The organism is Allobosea sp. Root670, from assembly GCF_001429415.1.
In the GTDB taxonomy this organism is placed as follows: Bacteria; Pseudomonadota; Alphaproteobacteria; order Rhizobiales; family Beijerinckiaceae; genus Allobosea; species Allobosea robiniae.
Genome location: NZ_LMJU01000001.1, coordinates 1,004,139 through 1,018,752, shown reverse-complemented (window position 1 = coordinate 1,018,752; position 14,614 = coordinate 1,004,139). Strand labels below are relative to the sequence as shown.

Sequence of the window (14,614 nt, the reverse complement as noted above, 5' to 3'; positions counted from 1 at the left end):
GACCGGGCGCCACCCATCTACCCCAGCACCATGCGCTACACCGTCATCGTCAATGCCCGCGCCGGAACGGTTCTCGAAGCCGGCGCGGATGCTTTCGCCACGCGGCTGGAGGCTGCCTTCGCGGCCCATGGCTGCGGCGCTGACGTACACCTCGTGCCCCCGCGCGAGATCGACGATGCACTGTCCCTCGCCATCGAGGACCGCCACGCGATGCCGGTTCTCGCCGGTGGCGACGGCACGATCAACGGCGCCTTGCCGGTCCTGATCCAGGCGGACCGGCCGGTTGGCATCCTGCCGATGGGTACCGTAAACGTGCTCGGCCGCGATCTCGGGCTCGCCGGCCCGCTGGAGCAGCAGGTCGGGGCCCTCTGCCGGGGCGAGCCGGTGGAGATGGATGTCGGCCGGGTCAATGACCGGCTGTTCCATTCGCTGTCCGGCATGGGCTTCTTCAGCCTGATGGCGCGCGAGCGCGAATATGCGCGCCGGCGCTTTCCTTTCAGCCGCGCGGCGGCCTTCGGCATCGCCGCGACGCGCTCGATCCTGTTCACGCGCCCGGTCATGCTCGACATCACCATCGGCAGCGACCATCGCCTCGTCGAGGCCGATGCGGTGCTCGTCACGGTGAACTGCTTCGAGGGCGCGGACTGGCGTCGCCCACGGCTCGACGATGGCGTCTTCGAGGTGCATGTCCTGAATGCTGGCGGTCTCTATTCACGTGGCAAGGCGGCCTTGTCGGTCGTGTCCGGTCATTGGCGTGATTCGCATAATCTGGCCTCCTTCACCGGCGATGCGGTGACGTTGACGCGGCGCGACAAGGGGCGCGGGCACATCACTTTCGACGGGGAGGTCGAGCGCAAGGCCGGCCCCTTGCGTTACGGTCTCCTGCCGAAGGCGCTCAGCGTGATCGCCGCCCGCCCGGCGAGCGCGTGACGAAGCCCGCGAGTCACGGGCGGCGGAACGTCGCCTGTTCGACCCCGGTGCCCTCCGGTAATCTCCTGTCCCAGACCTTTCGGAGATCGCGCTTCTTGCCCCAGCCACGCATCCTCGTTCCCGCCGTGGCCGGCCTGGTCTTCCTCGGGCTGGCGTTGCTGATCGTTTCCGGGCGCAGCTTCTCCCTCGATACCACGCTGATCATGCTGTTCCGCGATGCCGCCAACCCCGCGGTTCCGCTCGGGCCGGCCTGGTTCCACGAAGCGGTGCGCGACATGACCGCGCTCGGCAGCTTCGTCGGGTTGTTCTTCATGGCGTTGACGGCGACGCTGGCGCTCTGGCTCTGCGGCTACCGCCATCTCGCGATCGGCTTGGTCGTGAGCCTCGCCGCCGCCTTCCTGGCCAGCACGGGGCTGAAGATCGCGATCGCCCGCGAACGGCCGGATATCGTCGAGCACGCGGCCCTGACCTTCACAGCCAGCTTTCCCAGCGGGCACGCCTTCCTTTCGGCAGTGACGCTGCTGACCATCGCCGGCTTCGTCGGCCTCGCCTCGCGGCGGGCGGATATCGCCCGGTTCTGCATGGTCATGGCGGTGGTCATGGTCGGCCTGATCGGCCTCAGCCGGATCTATCTCGGCGTGCATTGGCCGTCCGATGTCCTCGGCGGCTGGTCGCTCGGGATCGTCTGGTCGAGCGTTGCGATCGCATGGCTTGGCCGCAAAATGGCCGCTTCCGACCCGGCCTGAGGCCCTGGCGCCGGCTCAGCGCATGTCGATGGTGGCGTTGACGCCAAGATCGGGCGTGCGGCCGAGAATCTTGGCGGTTGCCAGCTTGAAGGCGACGAGCACGCTGCTCGACGGGCCGTCCCAGATCTCGGCGGAGGTCGGCGTGAGCGCCAGCAGCGTCGCGTCGGGATCATCCGGCCCGTTCGGAAACCAGGCGCTCGCCATCGGCGTCCAGACCTCGCGCAGCGTCTCGCGGCCCGGAACTTCCGAGGCCGAGCAGGAGATCGCGGCGTAGAAATTGCGGTCCTCATGGCTGATCGCCACGCTGACGGAGGGCGAGCGCAAGGCCGCGCCGATGATGCCGGTATGCCGGTGCGTGATGAAGAGCAGGCGGTGGTGGTCGCGATCGAGATGGCCGGACATCGGCCTGGTCCTGATGTCGCCTTCGGCGACGAGCGAGACCATGTAGACCGGGTGGGCGGCTAGCGCAGCCCAGATGCGATCCTGCAGTTCGGTGTCGGCCATGGCAACCTCCTGCCGGTGCGATCCTGTCATGGCCAGCGTCGCTTGGGAACCGGCCTGTGCGCCATGCCAACGCTGCGCGAGAAGCAACGTTCCCGGCGTTGCAGCGGAACATCGCCGCCCGGCCCGCGTTGGGATCGGGCTTGCGGCTTGGCCGCCTTCAACAGGATTTCTCCATGCTCGCTTCGCGTCATCTTCTGGTTGTACTCGTCCTTGTTCTCGTCGCCGCGCTCGCCGTGACCGGCTATTCGCTCTACCAGGAGAAGAAGCAGCCGGACGGCGTGGAAATCTCGGTCGGCAAGAACGGGCTTTCGATCAAGGAAAAATAGCCTGTCGCCCTGGGCATTGGCCTTCCCGTTCCAAAGGCGCTAACACCCTGCCACGAGCCTGTTTCGTGGGAGAGAGAGATGAACGCGCCCTTCAAGAACCTCATCGCTGGCGAATGGGCCGGCGGCGCCAATGCCTCGCGCAACATCAACCCCTCGAACACCAACGATGTCGTCGGCGAGTACACGCAAGGGACGGTCGAGGACCTGAACAACGCGGTCGCTGCCGCCAAGGCTGCGTTCCCGGCATGGAGCCGCTCCACCCCGCAGGAGCGCTACGACATCCTGAAGAAGGCCTCCGACGAGATCCTCGCCCGCAAGGACGAGCTCGGCCGCCTGCTCTCGCGCGAGGAGGGCAAGACCCTTGGCGAGGGCATCGGCGAGGCGACCCGCGCCGGCCAGGTCTTCGCCTTCTTCGCCGGTGAGTGCCTGCGCCTCGGCGGCGAGATGGTCCCGTCGGTGCGCCCGGGCGTCGGCGTCGAGATCACCCGCGAGGCGGTCGGCATCGTCGGCATGATCACGCCCTGGAACTTCCCGATCGCGATCCCCGCCTGGAAGATCGCCCCGGCGCTTGCCTGGGGCAATTGCGTCGTCCTGAAGCCCGCCGATCTCGTGCCGGGCTCGGCCTGGGCGCTGGTCGACATCCTCCAGCGTGCCGGCCTGCCCAAGGGCGCGCTCAACCTCGTCATGGGCCGCGGCTCGGTCGTCGGCCAGGCGCTGCTGGAGCACAAGGACGTGCATGCAATCTCCTTCACCGGTTCGGTCCCGACCGGCCGCAAGGTCGCGGCCGCCTGCATCGCCGGCAATCCGATGAAGAAGGTCCAGCTCGAGATGGGCGGCAAGAACCCGCTCGTCGTGCTGGATGACGCCGATCTCAAGGTTGCCGTCGAGGTTGCCGTGAACGGCGCCTTCTTCTCGACCGGCCAGCGCTGCACGGCCTCCTCGCGCCTGATCGTCCAGGCCGGCATCCACGACAAATTCGTCGAGGCCTGCATCGAGCGCCTGAAGACCGTCGTCGTCGACGATGCGCTGAAGGCCGGCACCCATATCGGCCCCGTGGTCGACCAGAGCCAGCTCGATCAGAACCTGAAATACATCCAGATCGCCAAGGACGAGGGCGGCAAGCTGGTCTTCGGCGGCGAATTGCTGAAGCGCGACACCCCCGGCTTCTACCTCCAGCCGGCGCTCTTCACCGAGACGACCAACGCCATGCGCATCTCGCGCGAGGAGGTCTTCGGACCGGTCGCCAACATCGTCCGCGTCAAGGATTACGAGGAGGCGCTCAGCCTCGCCAACGACACCGAGTTCGGCCTCTCCTCGGGCATCTGCACGACCTCGCTCAAGCATGCGACGCATTTCAAGCGCAACAGCGAGGCCGGCATGGTGATGGTCAACCTGCCGACGGCGGGCGTCGATTACCACGTGCCGTTCGGCGGCCGGAAGGGCTCCAGCTACGGCCCGCGCGAGCAGGGCGCCTACGCCAAGGAGTTCTACACCACGGTCAAGACGGCCTACACGCTGGCCTGACCACCGGAACAGGGCGCCTGTCGCGGCGGTTGATCGGGATACCCCTCCCGATCGGAGCCGCGACATGCACCATCTCGACCCGAAGACGCGCAACGCAGCCGACCTCGCGCTCGACTGCTACAAGCACTGCCACGGCATGGCGATGACCCATTGCCTGAAGGTGGGCGGCGCTCATGCCGAGCCGGACCATCTACGCCTGATGGCGGCTTGCGCCGAAATCTGCCGGACCACGGCGCATCTGCTGCTGATGGATTCGGTCCACGGCCGTCACATGGCCAGCGAATGCGCCGAGGTCTGCGAGGCCTGTGCAACCGACTGCGCACGGGTCGGCGAGATGGATTCCTGCGTCGCCGCCTGCCGTGCCTGTGCGAAGGCCTGCGCGGCACTCGCCGCCTGAGCGCGGGCCGGCACGCGAGGTTCAGAAGCCTTCCAGCACGATCTTGCCCTTGGCGCGGTTGCTCTCGATCAGCGCATGCGCCCGCTTGAGATTGCTGGCGTTGATCGTGCCGAAATGCTCCGCCAACGTCGTGCGGATCTTGCCTTCGTCGACGAGCCGCGAAACCTCCGCCAGCAGCTTGCCCTGCTCGCCCATGTCGGCGGTCTGGAACAGCGAGCGGGTGAACATCAGCTCCCAGTGCAGCGACAGGCTCTTGCGCTTCAGGGGATTGGCGTCGAGCGTCTTCGGGTCGTCGATCAGGCCGAACCGGCCCTGCGGCGCCATAAGCTCGACGATGCCCTCCAGATGGGTGTCGGTATGGGTCGTCGAGAAGACGAAGGCCGGAGTGCCGATGCCGAGCGCCGCGATCTGAGCGGGCAGGGGCTTGGTGTGGTCGATCACATGATGCGCGCCGAGTTCCTGTGCCCAGGCGCGGGTTTCCGGCCGTGAGGCGGTCGCGATGACCGTGACATTGGTGAGCTGTCGCGCGAGCTGGATCGCGATCGAGCCGACACCGCCCGCGCCGCCGATGATCAGCAGCGCGTTCGCCGCGCCCGGCACGGGCTTGCGGATATCGAGCCGGTCGAACAGCATCTCCCAGGCGGTGATGGCGGTGAGCGGCAGGGCAGCCGCTTCGGCGAAGCCGAGGCTCTTCGGCTTCGGCCCGACGATGCGCTCGTCGACGAGATGGAATTCGGCATTCGAGCCCGGCCGGTCGATCGCCCCGGCATAGAACACCGCGTCGCCCGGCTTGAACCCGGTCACCTCCGGCCCCACCGCCCTGACGATGCCGGCCGCATCCCAGCCGAGCACATTCGCCTGGCCTTCCGCCGGCTGGCTGCGGACGCGGAGCTTGGTGTCGACCGGGTTGACCGAGACGGCCTTGACCTCGACCAGCAGGTCGCGCCCAGCCGCCTTCGGCACGGGCAGGTCGAGATCGATCAGGCTGGTCTCGGCGGTGATGGGTTGCGACTGGCGGTATCCGACGGCGCGCATGGCGTCTCTCCTGCATTGCGATAGAGCCGAGATGCGCATAACCTTCATAAGGCACAAGAACGCACAATTTCAGCCCATAGTGTCGAAAAGGATACCGTCATGCCGCCGCGCTTTCAGGAGCCCTATTGCTCGGCCGGCTGCCCCGTCGAGGCGGCGCTTGGCCTGATCGGCGGTAAGTGGAAGGGCATCGCGCTCTATCACCTGATGAGCGGGACCTTGCGCTTCAACGAAATCCGCCGACGGATCCCCGGCGTCACCCAGCGTATGCTGACGACGCAACTGCGCGAGCTGGAGGCGGACGGCCTGATCGTGCGCGTCGTCTACCCGGAAGTACCGCCGCGCGTGGAATACAGCCTGTCTGCCAAGGGGAAGACCTTGGAGCCGGTGATCATGGCGCTGAAGAGCTGGGGCGAGACGCATGCCCGCTCGCCGCAGCCCCAAACGGCCGAAGCTGCGGCCTAAGGCTGCGGTTCAGCCTACGGGCACCACGTCCACGGCGACGCCGACCTTCTGCGTGCCGGGCCCGATCACCACGCCGTCGAGCGGGGCGACATCGGCATAGTCGCGGCCGAAGGCGGTGACGATATGGTCGTCGGCGACGATCAGGTCGTTGGTCGGGTCGAGCCCGACCCAGCCGATTTCCGGCCCGCACCACAGCATCGCCCAGGCATGGCTGGCATCGGCGCCTTCGAGCCGCTTCTGGCCCGGCGGCGGGATGGTACGGATATAGCCGGAGATATAGGCAGCCGGCAGGCCAAGGCCCCTGAGGCCCGCGATCATGATATGCGCGAAATCCTGGCAGACACCGTGGCGTTGCTCGAAGGCTTCCGCCAGCGGCGTCGTCACCTCGGTCGCTTCGGGATCGTAGGTGAAGTCGCGCCTGATCCGGGCCATCAGCTCGCAGGCCGCTTCCAGCACCGGTCGGCCGGCATCGAAGCTCGACCGGGCATAGTCGATCACCGCGGGGACATGCGGCACGAGCCGACTGGGATAAAGGTGATGCGCCGGCGAATCCGGCGCGAGGCTCCGGGAATCGAGCGCCAGCGCCGCGACATCCTCCCAGTTCCGCGTCAGCCCGGCATGGGGCGGCGGCGGCCGGTCGACCTCGATCCGCGCCCGCATTTCGAGCTTCAGCTCGCGATGCGGCTTGGTGATCGTGATCGTGGTCATGCGGTTGCCGAAGAAGCAGAGCCCGTCATTGCGTTCGGCCGGGCGGGGCGTGATCAGCAATTCGCTCTTCAGCACGCGCTGACCCGCCCCGTCGCGCGGCAAAAGCCGCAGGATGCAGCGTGAAAAGGGCACCGGCCGGCTATAGCCGTAGGTCGTGACGTGGCGCAGCTCGTAGATCACGCGATGCTCGTCATCCGCGAGCCTTCGGGGCCGCTGTTCTGCAGGAAATAGCGATCGGCGATCGCGCCCGAGAGCCCCATCAGCAACTGTTCGAACAGCAGGATGCTGGTGCGGTCGAGCCGGCTTGCCTCCATCGTCCGGCAATCGGCCGCCAGCCGCAGCACCAACCGACGCGGTGCCTCCAGCATGCCGTCATCGGCAAGCGTCGGCAGGGCGGCGATCTCGGCGTCGAGCCGCTCGACCTGGAAGGCGACCGAGCGCGGATTGTAGGGGTCGAGCATGACGAGGTCGAGCACGGGCTGCAGGCTGGCGCCAAGCAGGTAGCGCGAGCGATAGGTGATCTGCGAGTCGGTCAGGTCGAGCAGCGCGTCGAGGCTGTCACTGGAGGCGTTGCTGTCGGCGAACTGCCGGGCGAAGCGGCAGGTCGCGATGCCCCGTTCCAGCCGCCTGCCGATATCGAGGAAGCGCCAGCCGTTGCCGCGCACCATGTTTTCCTGGCCGAGGCCGGAAAAGGCGGCGAGCGATTTCAGCGCCCGGTCGGCGATCTCGTAGGCCTCGCCCTCGCTCGGCTTGCGCCCGTCCTCGGGATCGAGCTGGCGCTGGAGGTCGCCGAACAGCCGCCAGGCATCGACGGAGAGGCGCTCGCGGATGCCCGAGGCGGTGCGCCGCGCCTCGCGCAGCGAAGCGGCGGCCGAGCCGTAATCGTCGAGGCTGTAGAGCGCGGCATAGGCCTGTGCCGCCGGCGCCCGGCGTTCCTGCCCGGTGGGCGCGGCGCCCCAGGCAACGAGCATGCCGGCGAGCTGGCGCACCGTGTCGTTGCGGCCGGGCGCCGGGTCGGGATCGATCAGGCGGCCGAGCAGAGCGCGCACCAGGCGCAGGATCGCTTCGCCGCGCTCCAGATAGCGTCCGAGCCAGAACAGGTTGTCGGCGGCCCGGCTCGGCAGCGTGCCGGTGACGCGGCGGATGCTGATGCGGTCCGGCGTCGGCAGCAGGGTGACCTGCGCGACTGGCTCATTCGAGGTGACCCAGACATCGCTGGAGCGCACGCCGTTGCGCATGCTGACGGCGCGCGCATCGGGCTCGTCGGAGATCCGGCAGAAGCCACCGGGCATCACTTTCCAGCCGTCGGGCGTCGCTGCGGCGAAGACGCGCAGCGTCATCGGATGCGGTTCGAGCCGGCCGTTCTGGAAGACCGGCATGGTCGAGAGCCTGACGACCTCCTGCCCGACATAATCCATGCCATGCGCCTCGATGCGCTCGCGCAGCGCTGCGCGCTCCGCCTCCGGCAATTCCCCGGCCACGACCTGAGACGTGTCGGTGCCGTTGCCGCCGCCGCGGAAGGCCGGCGCGATGCTCATCTCGCCCAGCCTGTCGAGCACGGTCTGCCGCTCCTGCGGCTGCCCGCACCACCATGTCGCGATATTCGGCAGGATCAGGTCCTGGCCGAGCAGTTTCCGCGCCAGGGCTGGCAGGAAGCCCATCAGGGCGCGTGCCTCGACGACCCCGGAGCCGAGCCCGTTGGCGATGCGGACCTGACCTTGCCGGGCGGCTTCGACGAGCCCGGCAACACCGAGTGCCGAGCGGGAATTGAGCTCGAGCGGATCGGCGAAATCGCCGTCGATGCGTCGCCAGATCACGTCGGCGCGCTTCAGGCCGGCGATCGTGCGCACATGCACGCGGCCCTCGCGCATCAGCAGGTCGCCACCCTCGACCAGCAGGAAGCCGAGATAGCGCGCCAGATAGGCCTGCTCGAAATAGCTTTCGTTGAGCGGGCCGGGCGTCAGCAGGGCGATGCGCGGCTCGACACGTTTCGAGCTGGAAACCAGCCCCGCTCGAAAGCCCTGGAAGAAGGCCGCCAGCCGCTCGATATTCATGTTGCGGAACATGTCGGGGAAGGCGCGCGCCAGCGCCAGCCGGTTCTCCAGCGCATAGCCGGCGCCGGAGGGGGCCTGGGTCCGGTCCTGCAGCACCCACCAGCGTCCGTCCGGACCACGGCCGAGATCGGCCGCATAGAGCTGGAGCGTGCCGCCGCCTGCGATCCCGTGCATCGGGCGCAGATAATCGGGGCTGCCGGTGACGACGGCAGCGGGCAGGAGGCCCTCCGCGATCAATTCGCCCGGCCCGTAGATGTCGTCGAGCAGGGTCGAGAGCAATTCGGCGCGCTGCGTCACGCCGGCGGCGATCGCCTGCCATTCCGCCTCGGGAATGACGAGCGGCACATGCGACAAGGGCCAGGCCCGCTCGCCGACGCCGGGGTCGCGCTCGTCGATATCGCCATGGACGCGATAGGACACGCCGGTGTCGCGGACATGCCGGTCGGCCAACCCGAAGCGCTGGTTCAGCTCCGAGGGAGACAGTGCGCACCAGCCCGACAGGAACGGCTCCCAATGCGGGCGCACATTCCCGTTCTCGTCGATGAACTCGTCGCAGACGCCCGGCAGGGGACGATAGCCGGCAAGCAGCGATGCGCGCCGCTCGGCCCTGCTGCGTCCCGATCGGATGCGGCCCTGCACCGGCATTCTTCGTGTCAGATCCCTGTCGGGCGCCTCAGATCCAGCGTGAGCGGGAATTCGGCGCTGCGTTCCTCCGGCGGAATCGCCAGAGCGCCGGGACTATGACCGATCGCCTCGAAACGTGCGAGCCGTCTTGCCTCCGCCTCGTAGGAATTGACCGGAGGTGTCTCGTAATTGCGCCCCCCGGGATGGGCGACATGATAGACGCAACCGCCGAGCGAGCGGCCGGACCAGAGATCGACGATGTCGAAGGTCAATGGCGCATGCACCGGGATCTTCGGATGCAGGCCAGACGCCGGCTGCCAGGCCTTGAAGCGCACCGCTGCGACGGCCTCGCCCGAGACGCCGGTTTCCGTCAGCGGCAGGCGCCGGCCGTTGCAGGTCACGAGATGGCGGCCCGGCACCAGTCCGGTCGCTTTGACCTGCAGACGCTCGATCGACGAGTCGACATAGCGCACCGTGCCGCCGATCGCGCCTTCCTCGCCCATGACATGCCAGGGTTCGAGCGCCTGCCGGATCTCGATCGCGACGCCGCCATGCGCGACCTTGCCGAAGAAGGGAAATCGGAACTCGGCCTGCGCCTCGAACCAGACGGGATCGAAGGCATAGCCGGCGCGCTTGAGGTCTGCGAGCACGTCCTTGAAATCCTGCCAGACCATCTCGGGCAGCATGAAGCGGTCATGCAAGGTCGTGCCCCATCGGACCAGCTTGCCGTCGAGCGGCTCCCGCCAGAACCAGGCGATCAGCGCGCGCAGCAGCAGTTGCTGGGCGAGCGACATCCGTGCATCCGGCGGCATCTCGAAACCGCGGAACTCGACCAGCCCGAGCCGGCCGGTCGGTCCGTCCGGGGAGTAGAGCTTGTCGATGCAGATCTCGGTGCGGTGCGTGTTGCCGGAGACGTCGACCAGCAGGTTGCGCAACAGCCGGTCGACCAGCCAGAGCTGGATCGGCTTTTCGCCGGGCCTTGGCACCTGCGCCAGTGCGATCTCCAGTTCGTAGAGTTGATCCTGCCTGGCCTCGTCGATGCGCGGCGCCTGGCTGGTCGGGCCGATGAACAGGCCTGAGAATAGATAGGACAGCGACGGGTGCCGGTTCCAGTAGAGGATGATGCTCTTCAAAAGGTCCGGCCGGCGCAGGAAGGGCGAGTCGGCCGGCGTCACGCCGCCGAGCACGACATGGTTGCCGCCGCCGGTGCCGGTATGGCGGCCGTCGACCATGAATTTCTCGGCGCAGAGCCGCGCCAGCCGCGCCTCCTCGTAGACCCCCTGCGTGATCGCCGCCGCCTCGCGCCAGTCCTTTGCCGGGTGGATATTGACCTCGATCACGCCGGGATCGGGCGTGACCTTGATGACGTCGAGGCGGGGGTCGAAGGGCGGCGCATAGCCCTCGATATGCACGGGTTGGCCAAGCTCTTCCGCCACCGCCTCGACCGAGGCGACGAGGTCGAGATAATCCTCCAGCCGCTCGACCGGGGGCAGGAAGACGCAGAGCACATTGTCGCGGATTTCGAGGCTGAGCGCGGTGCGGACATGCTCGCCGCCGATCTCCTGCTCGCGCCGGTCCTGGACCGGACCCGCCGCCGCTGACGCCCCGATGCTCATCTGTGCCGGACCGGGCCGTTCCTCCGTGGCGGCCGGTTCTGCCGGCCGTGCCTCGGGATGGTCGGTCCAGCTCGCTCCGGCGGGGCCGGCAGCGGCCAGCGGCGGGCGCGGCTCCATCGGGTCCTGCGGGTGGATATGCGGGTATTCGGCCTTGGGCACGACCGGCAGCGAACCCAGAGGCAAACGGTAGCCGACCGGCGAGTCGCCGGGCACCAGGAAGAGCTTGCCGCGGCGCAGCTGCCATTTCTCCGAGCGCCAGCGGCGGTCGTTCGCGCCCGCCTGCCAGCGCTGCACCGGGATGACGTAGCCGCGCGGATTGCCGAGCCCGAGTTCGAAGACCCGTGCCATCCGCGAGCGCTCCTCCGGATCGGAAAGGCGCGAATCGAGCGGGTCGACATTGTCGGGAAGCTGCGCCTCCTTGAGCAGCCAGACGCCGGTGTCCTCATAGGCCGGCATCACATGGTCCGCGCCGAGCCCGAGCTTCTCGGAAAGCCCCTGCGCCAGCGCCTCGGCGTCGCGGATGGTGGAAGCGATGTCGAGTTCGCGGTCGCCGCCGGTCTGCGCGCCGGGCTCGCGGGCGATGAGATCGGCATTGCGCCAGATCGGCTGGCCGTCCCGGCGCCAGTAGAGCGCGAAGGCCCAGCGCGGCAGGGTCTCGCCCGGATACCATTTGCCCTGGCCGTAATGCAGCATCCCGCCGGGCGCGAAGCGCTGGCGCAGCCGGCGGATCAGCACGTCTGCGCGCTGGCGCTTGGTCGGCCCGACGGCGGCGATGTTCCATTCCTCGCCCGTCTGGTCGTCGATCGAGACGAAGGTCGGTTCGCCGCCCATGGTGAGACGGACATCCTGCGCCTGCAGATCGGCCTCGACCTTGTCACCGAGCGCGTCGAGCTCGCCCCAGGATGCGTCGGAGAAGGGCAGCGTGATGCGCGGCACCTCGTGCACCCGCGTCACGCTCATCTGGAAGTCGAAGCTCGTCTCGGCATAGCTCGCAACGCCCGAGACCGGCGCGGCCGAGCGATAATGCGCCGTCGCCGCCAGCGGCAGATGGCCCTCGCCGGTGAGCAGCCCCGAGGTCGGGTCGAGCCCGACCCAGCCGGCGCCGGGGATATAGACCTCGGCCCAGGCATGCAGGTCGGTGAAGTCCTTGTCCGTCCCGCGCGGACCTTCGAGCGGATCGATATCCGCCTTCATCTGGATGAGGTAGCCGGAGACGAAGCGCGCCGCGAGGCCGAGATGCCGGAGCGCCTGGACCAGCAGCCAGCTCGTGTCGCGGCAGGAGCCCGACCCGATCGACAGCGTATGCTCCGGCTCCTGCACGCCGGGTTCCATGCGGATGCCATAGGCGATCCGCCGCTGCAGGCGGGCATTGAGGTCGACGATGAAGTTGACGGTGTTCAGAGGCTCGCGGGGCAGTTCGGCGAGGAAGGCGCAGAGCAGCGGCCCGGCCGGCTCCGTGACCAGGTAAGGCGCAAGCTCCTCGGTCTGCTCTTGCGTGTAGGCGAAGGGGAAGGTCTCTGCCTGCGCTTCGACGAAGAAATCGAATGGATTGATGATCGACAGTTCGGTGACGACATCGACCTCGATCCGGAATTCCATCACGGGTTCTGGAAAGACAAATCGGGCCAGCCAGTTGCCGGCCGGGTCCTGCTGCCAGTTCACGAAATGTTGTGCCGGCGTCACCTTCAGCGAGTAGCTCTGGATTGCGGCCCGGCAATGCGGTGCCGGTCGCAGGCGCACGATCTGCGGCCCGAGCGTGACCGGCCGGTCGTAGCGGTAGTGCGTGACATGGTTCAGTGCGGCGATGATGGCCAAGTTTCGCCCCCTAGTCCCAGGCGAAAGCCGCCGGCGACGTCAGGTTAGCGGGGCGGTCGGCGCGCGCAAGGAGTCGCCAAGGCCGGAAAGCTCCCTGAGCGCCGGGTTGCTGCTCAAGAGATGTGCAAAATGCCTCGCCGAGCCCTTTCCATCGCCGTTCGTCGACTGGACAGCCGCTAGGGACTGGTTGCACATAGCGCCCAACGGGCGGCTAGCGCCCGCGCAACACGAACAATGGGGAAATCGATGCGTCACGTAGCCAAGTTGATGGCGGTTTCGGCCTTCGCGGCCCTGATGTCGACCACCGCCGCCTTCGCGCAGACGCCGAAGGACACGATCGTGATGGCCAAGCAGATCGACGACATCATCACGCTCGATCCGGCCGAGGCCTTCGAGTTCTCGGGCGTCGAGGTCGGCGCGAATGTCTACGACAAGCTCATCAATATCGATATCGCCAAGAATAACGAGCTGATCCCGGATCTTGCCGAGAGCTGGACCGTCAGCCCCGACAACCTGACCTACACCTTCAAGCTGCGCAAAGGCGTGAAGTTCCACTCCGGCAACCCGATGACCGCCGCCGACGTGGTCTATTCCTTCCAGCGCGCGGTGACGCTGAACAAGTCGCCGGGCTTCATCCTGCGCCAGTTCGGCTTCGTCGCCGAGAACGTGCTCGACAAGGTCAAGGCCGTCGACGAGAACACCGTCCAGATCACGGTCTCGAAGCCTTTCGCCCCGACCTTCTTCTATAACTGCCTGACCTCCGGCGTCGCCGCCATCGTCGACTCCAAGCTGGTCAAGGCCAACGAGAAGGACGGCGACTGGGGCAATGGCTGGCTGAAGCTGAATTCGGCCGGCTCCGGCGCCTACAAGGTCCGCAGCTATCGCCCCAACGAGCAGTATACGCTCGATGCCAACGAGAGCTGGTGGAAGGGCGCCCCGAAGAGCAAGCGCATCGTCGTGCGCCATGTCGCGGAGCCGGCCTCGCAGCGCCTCCTCGTCGAGAAGGGCGACGTCGATATCGCCCGCAACCTTTCCAAGGATCAGCTCGCGGCGGTCAAGACCAACGACGCGATCAAGATCGTCCAGGGCGACAAGGGCTATATCCTCTATCTCGGCCTGAACCAGAAGAACCCGAACCTCGCCAAGCCGGAGGTCCGCGAGGCGCTGAAGCTCTTGGTCGATTACGCCTCGATCGAGAAGAACATCCTCGAGGGCACCTATAAGGGCCACGAATCCTTCCTGCCGCAGGGCTTCCTCGGCGCGATCACGGACAAGCCCTATTCGCTCAACGTCGCCAAGGCGAAGGAACTGCTCGCCAAGGCCGGGCTGCCTAACGGCTTCACCGTGACCATGGATACCCGCTCGGTCGCGCCGATCACCGACATCGCTCAGGCGATCCAGGCGACCTGGGCCCAGGCCGGCGTCAAGCTGGAGATCATTCCCGGCGACGGCAAGCAGACGCTGACCAAGTACCGCGCCCGCACCCACGACATCTATATCGGCCAGTGGGGGCCGGACTATCTTGACCCGCACACCAATGCCGAGACCTTCGCCATCAACGAGGACAATGGCGAGGAGGCGAAGTCGAAGACGCTGGCCTGGCGCAACGCCTGGGACATCCCGCAGATGACCAAGACCACCCAGGCCGCCGTGCTGGAATCCGATGCGGCCAAGCGCAAGACCGCCTATGAGGGCCTGCAGCGCGAGCACCAGAAGGTTTCGCCCTTCGTCATCATGTTCCAGCAGATCGAGGTCTCGGCCGAGCGCAAGAACGTGAACGGCTGGGTCATCGGACCGAGCTCGGACACCAACCGCTACGCCCCCATCACCAAGAACTGAGCCCCCGGCTCAGGAGCCCGCCGCGATCCTGAAA

12 protein-coding genes are annotated in these 14,614 nt (G+C 67.4%); 7 read left to right on the top strand and 5 right to left on the bottom strand.

Going from position 1 to position 14,614, the window contains the following annotated elements:
• Positions 1-30: 30 nt before the first annotated feature.
• Together ASE61_RS04670 and ASE61_RS04665 are read left to right on the top strand one after the other, a co-directional pair.
• A complete protein-coding gene (locus ASE61_RS04670; RefSeq protein WP_061965048.1) occupies positions 31-930 on the top strand; it encodes a diacylglycerol/lipid kinase family protein in 900 nt (299 codons plus the stop codon).
• Positions 931-1,025: 95 nt separating this feature from the next.
• Positions 1,026-1,676 (top strand): phosphatase PAP2 family protein, encoded by a 651-nt coding sequence (locus ASE61_RS04665; protein ID WP_061965046.1) that lies wholly within the window; start codon positions 1,026-1,028, stop codon positions 1,674-1,676.
• Positions 1,677-1,691: 15 nt separating this feature from the next.
• Here the strand turns inward: ASE61_RS04665 and ASE61_RS04660 are convergent, their stop codons facing one another.
• A complete protein-coding gene (locus tag ASE61_RS04660; protein ID WP_061965044.1) occupies positions 1,692-2,180 on the bottom strand; it encodes a pyridoxamine 5'-phosphate oxidase family protein in 489 nt (162 codons plus the stop codon).
• A gap of 56 nt (positions 2,181-2,236) precedes the next feature.
• Between ASE61_RS04660 and ASE61_RS26290 the strand changes: the two genes are divergently transcribed.
• The 3 genes from ASE61_RS26290 (at position 2,237) to ASE61_RS04650 (ending at position 4,427) form a co-directional block, all read left to right on the top strand.
• Positions 2,237-2,506 (top strand): hypothetical protein, encoded by a 270-nt coding sequence (locus ASE61_RS26290; RefSeq protein WP_156406972.1) that lies wholly within the window; start codon positions 2,237-2,239, stop codon positions 2,504-2,506.
• A 78-nt stretch (positions 2,507-2,584) separates the two neighbouring features.
• On the top strand, positions 2,585-4,030 hold the full coding sequence (locus ASE61_RS04655) for an aldehyde dehydrogenase family protein (RefSeq protein WP_061965042.1): 1,446 nt from the start codon (positions 2,585-2,587) through the stop codon (positions 4,028-4,030).
• A gap of 64 nt (positions 4,031-4,094) precedes the next feature.
• A complete protein-coding gene (locus ASE61_RS04650) occupies positions 4,095-4,427 on the top strand; it encodes a hypothetical protein (protein WP_061965040.1) in 333 nt (110 codons plus the stop codon).
• A gap of 21 nt (positions 4,428-4,448) precedes the next feature.
• Here ASE61_RS04650 and ASE61_RS04645 read toward each other — a convergent pair whose 3' ends face one another.
• Positions 4,449-5,462, bottom strand: coding sequence for a zinc-binding alcohol dehydrogenase family protein (locus tag ASE61_RS04645; RefSeq protein WP_061965038.1), 1,014 nt, complete (start codon positions 5,460-5,462; stop codon positions 4,449-4,451).
• Between the two features lie 99 nt (positions 5,463-5,561).
• Here ASE61_RS04645 and ASE61_RS04640 point away from each other — a divergent pair, with 99 nt between their 5' ends.
• Entirely contained in the window at positions 5,562-5,924 is a 363-nt protein-coding gene (locus ASE61_RS04640) for a winged helix-turn-helix transcriptional regulator (protein ID WP_061965036.1), read from the top strand.
• A 9-nt stretch (positions 5,925-5,933) separates the two neighbouring features.
• Here the strand turns inward: ASE61_RS04640 and ASE61_RS04635 are convergent, their stop codons facing one another.
• From ASE61_RS04635 to ASE61_RS04625, 3 genes are read right to left on the bottom strand one after another with little or no spacing between them, the layout of a single operon-like run.
• Positions 5,934-6,812, bottom strand: a complete 879-nt coding sequence (locus tag ASE61_RS04635; protein ID WP_061965034.1) for a transglutaminase family protein — start codon at positions 6,810-6,812, stop codon at positions 5,934-5,936.
• The gene (locus ASE61_RS04630) at positions 6,809-9,331 is read right to left on the bottom strand and encodes a circularly permuted type 2 ATP-grasp protein (RefSeq protein WP_061965032.1); all 2,523 of its coding nucleotides are present in this window, start codon (positions 9,329-9,331) and stop codon (positions 6,809-6,811) included. Before ASE61_RS04630 ends, ASE61_RS04635 begins: the two co-directional genes overlap by 4 nt.
• 8 nt (positions 9,332-9,339) lie before the next feature.
• Positions 9,340-12,741 (bottom strand): DUF2126 domain-containing protein, encoded by a 3,402-nt coding sequence (locus ASE61_RS04625; RefSeq protein WP_061965030.1) that lies wholly within the window; start codon positions 12,739-12,741, stop codon positions 9,340-9,342.
• A gap of 234 nt (positions 12,742-12,975) precedes the next feature.
• Here ASE61_RS04625 and ASE61_RS04620 point away from each other — a divergent pair, with 234 nt between their 5' ends.
• Positions 12,976-14,580, top strand: coding sequence for an ABC transporter substrate-binding protein (locus tag ASE61_RS04620; protein ID WP_091855960.1), 1,605 nt, complete (start codon positions 12,976-12,978; stop codon positions 14,578-14,580).
• Positions 14,581-14,614: the final 34 nt, after the last annotated feature.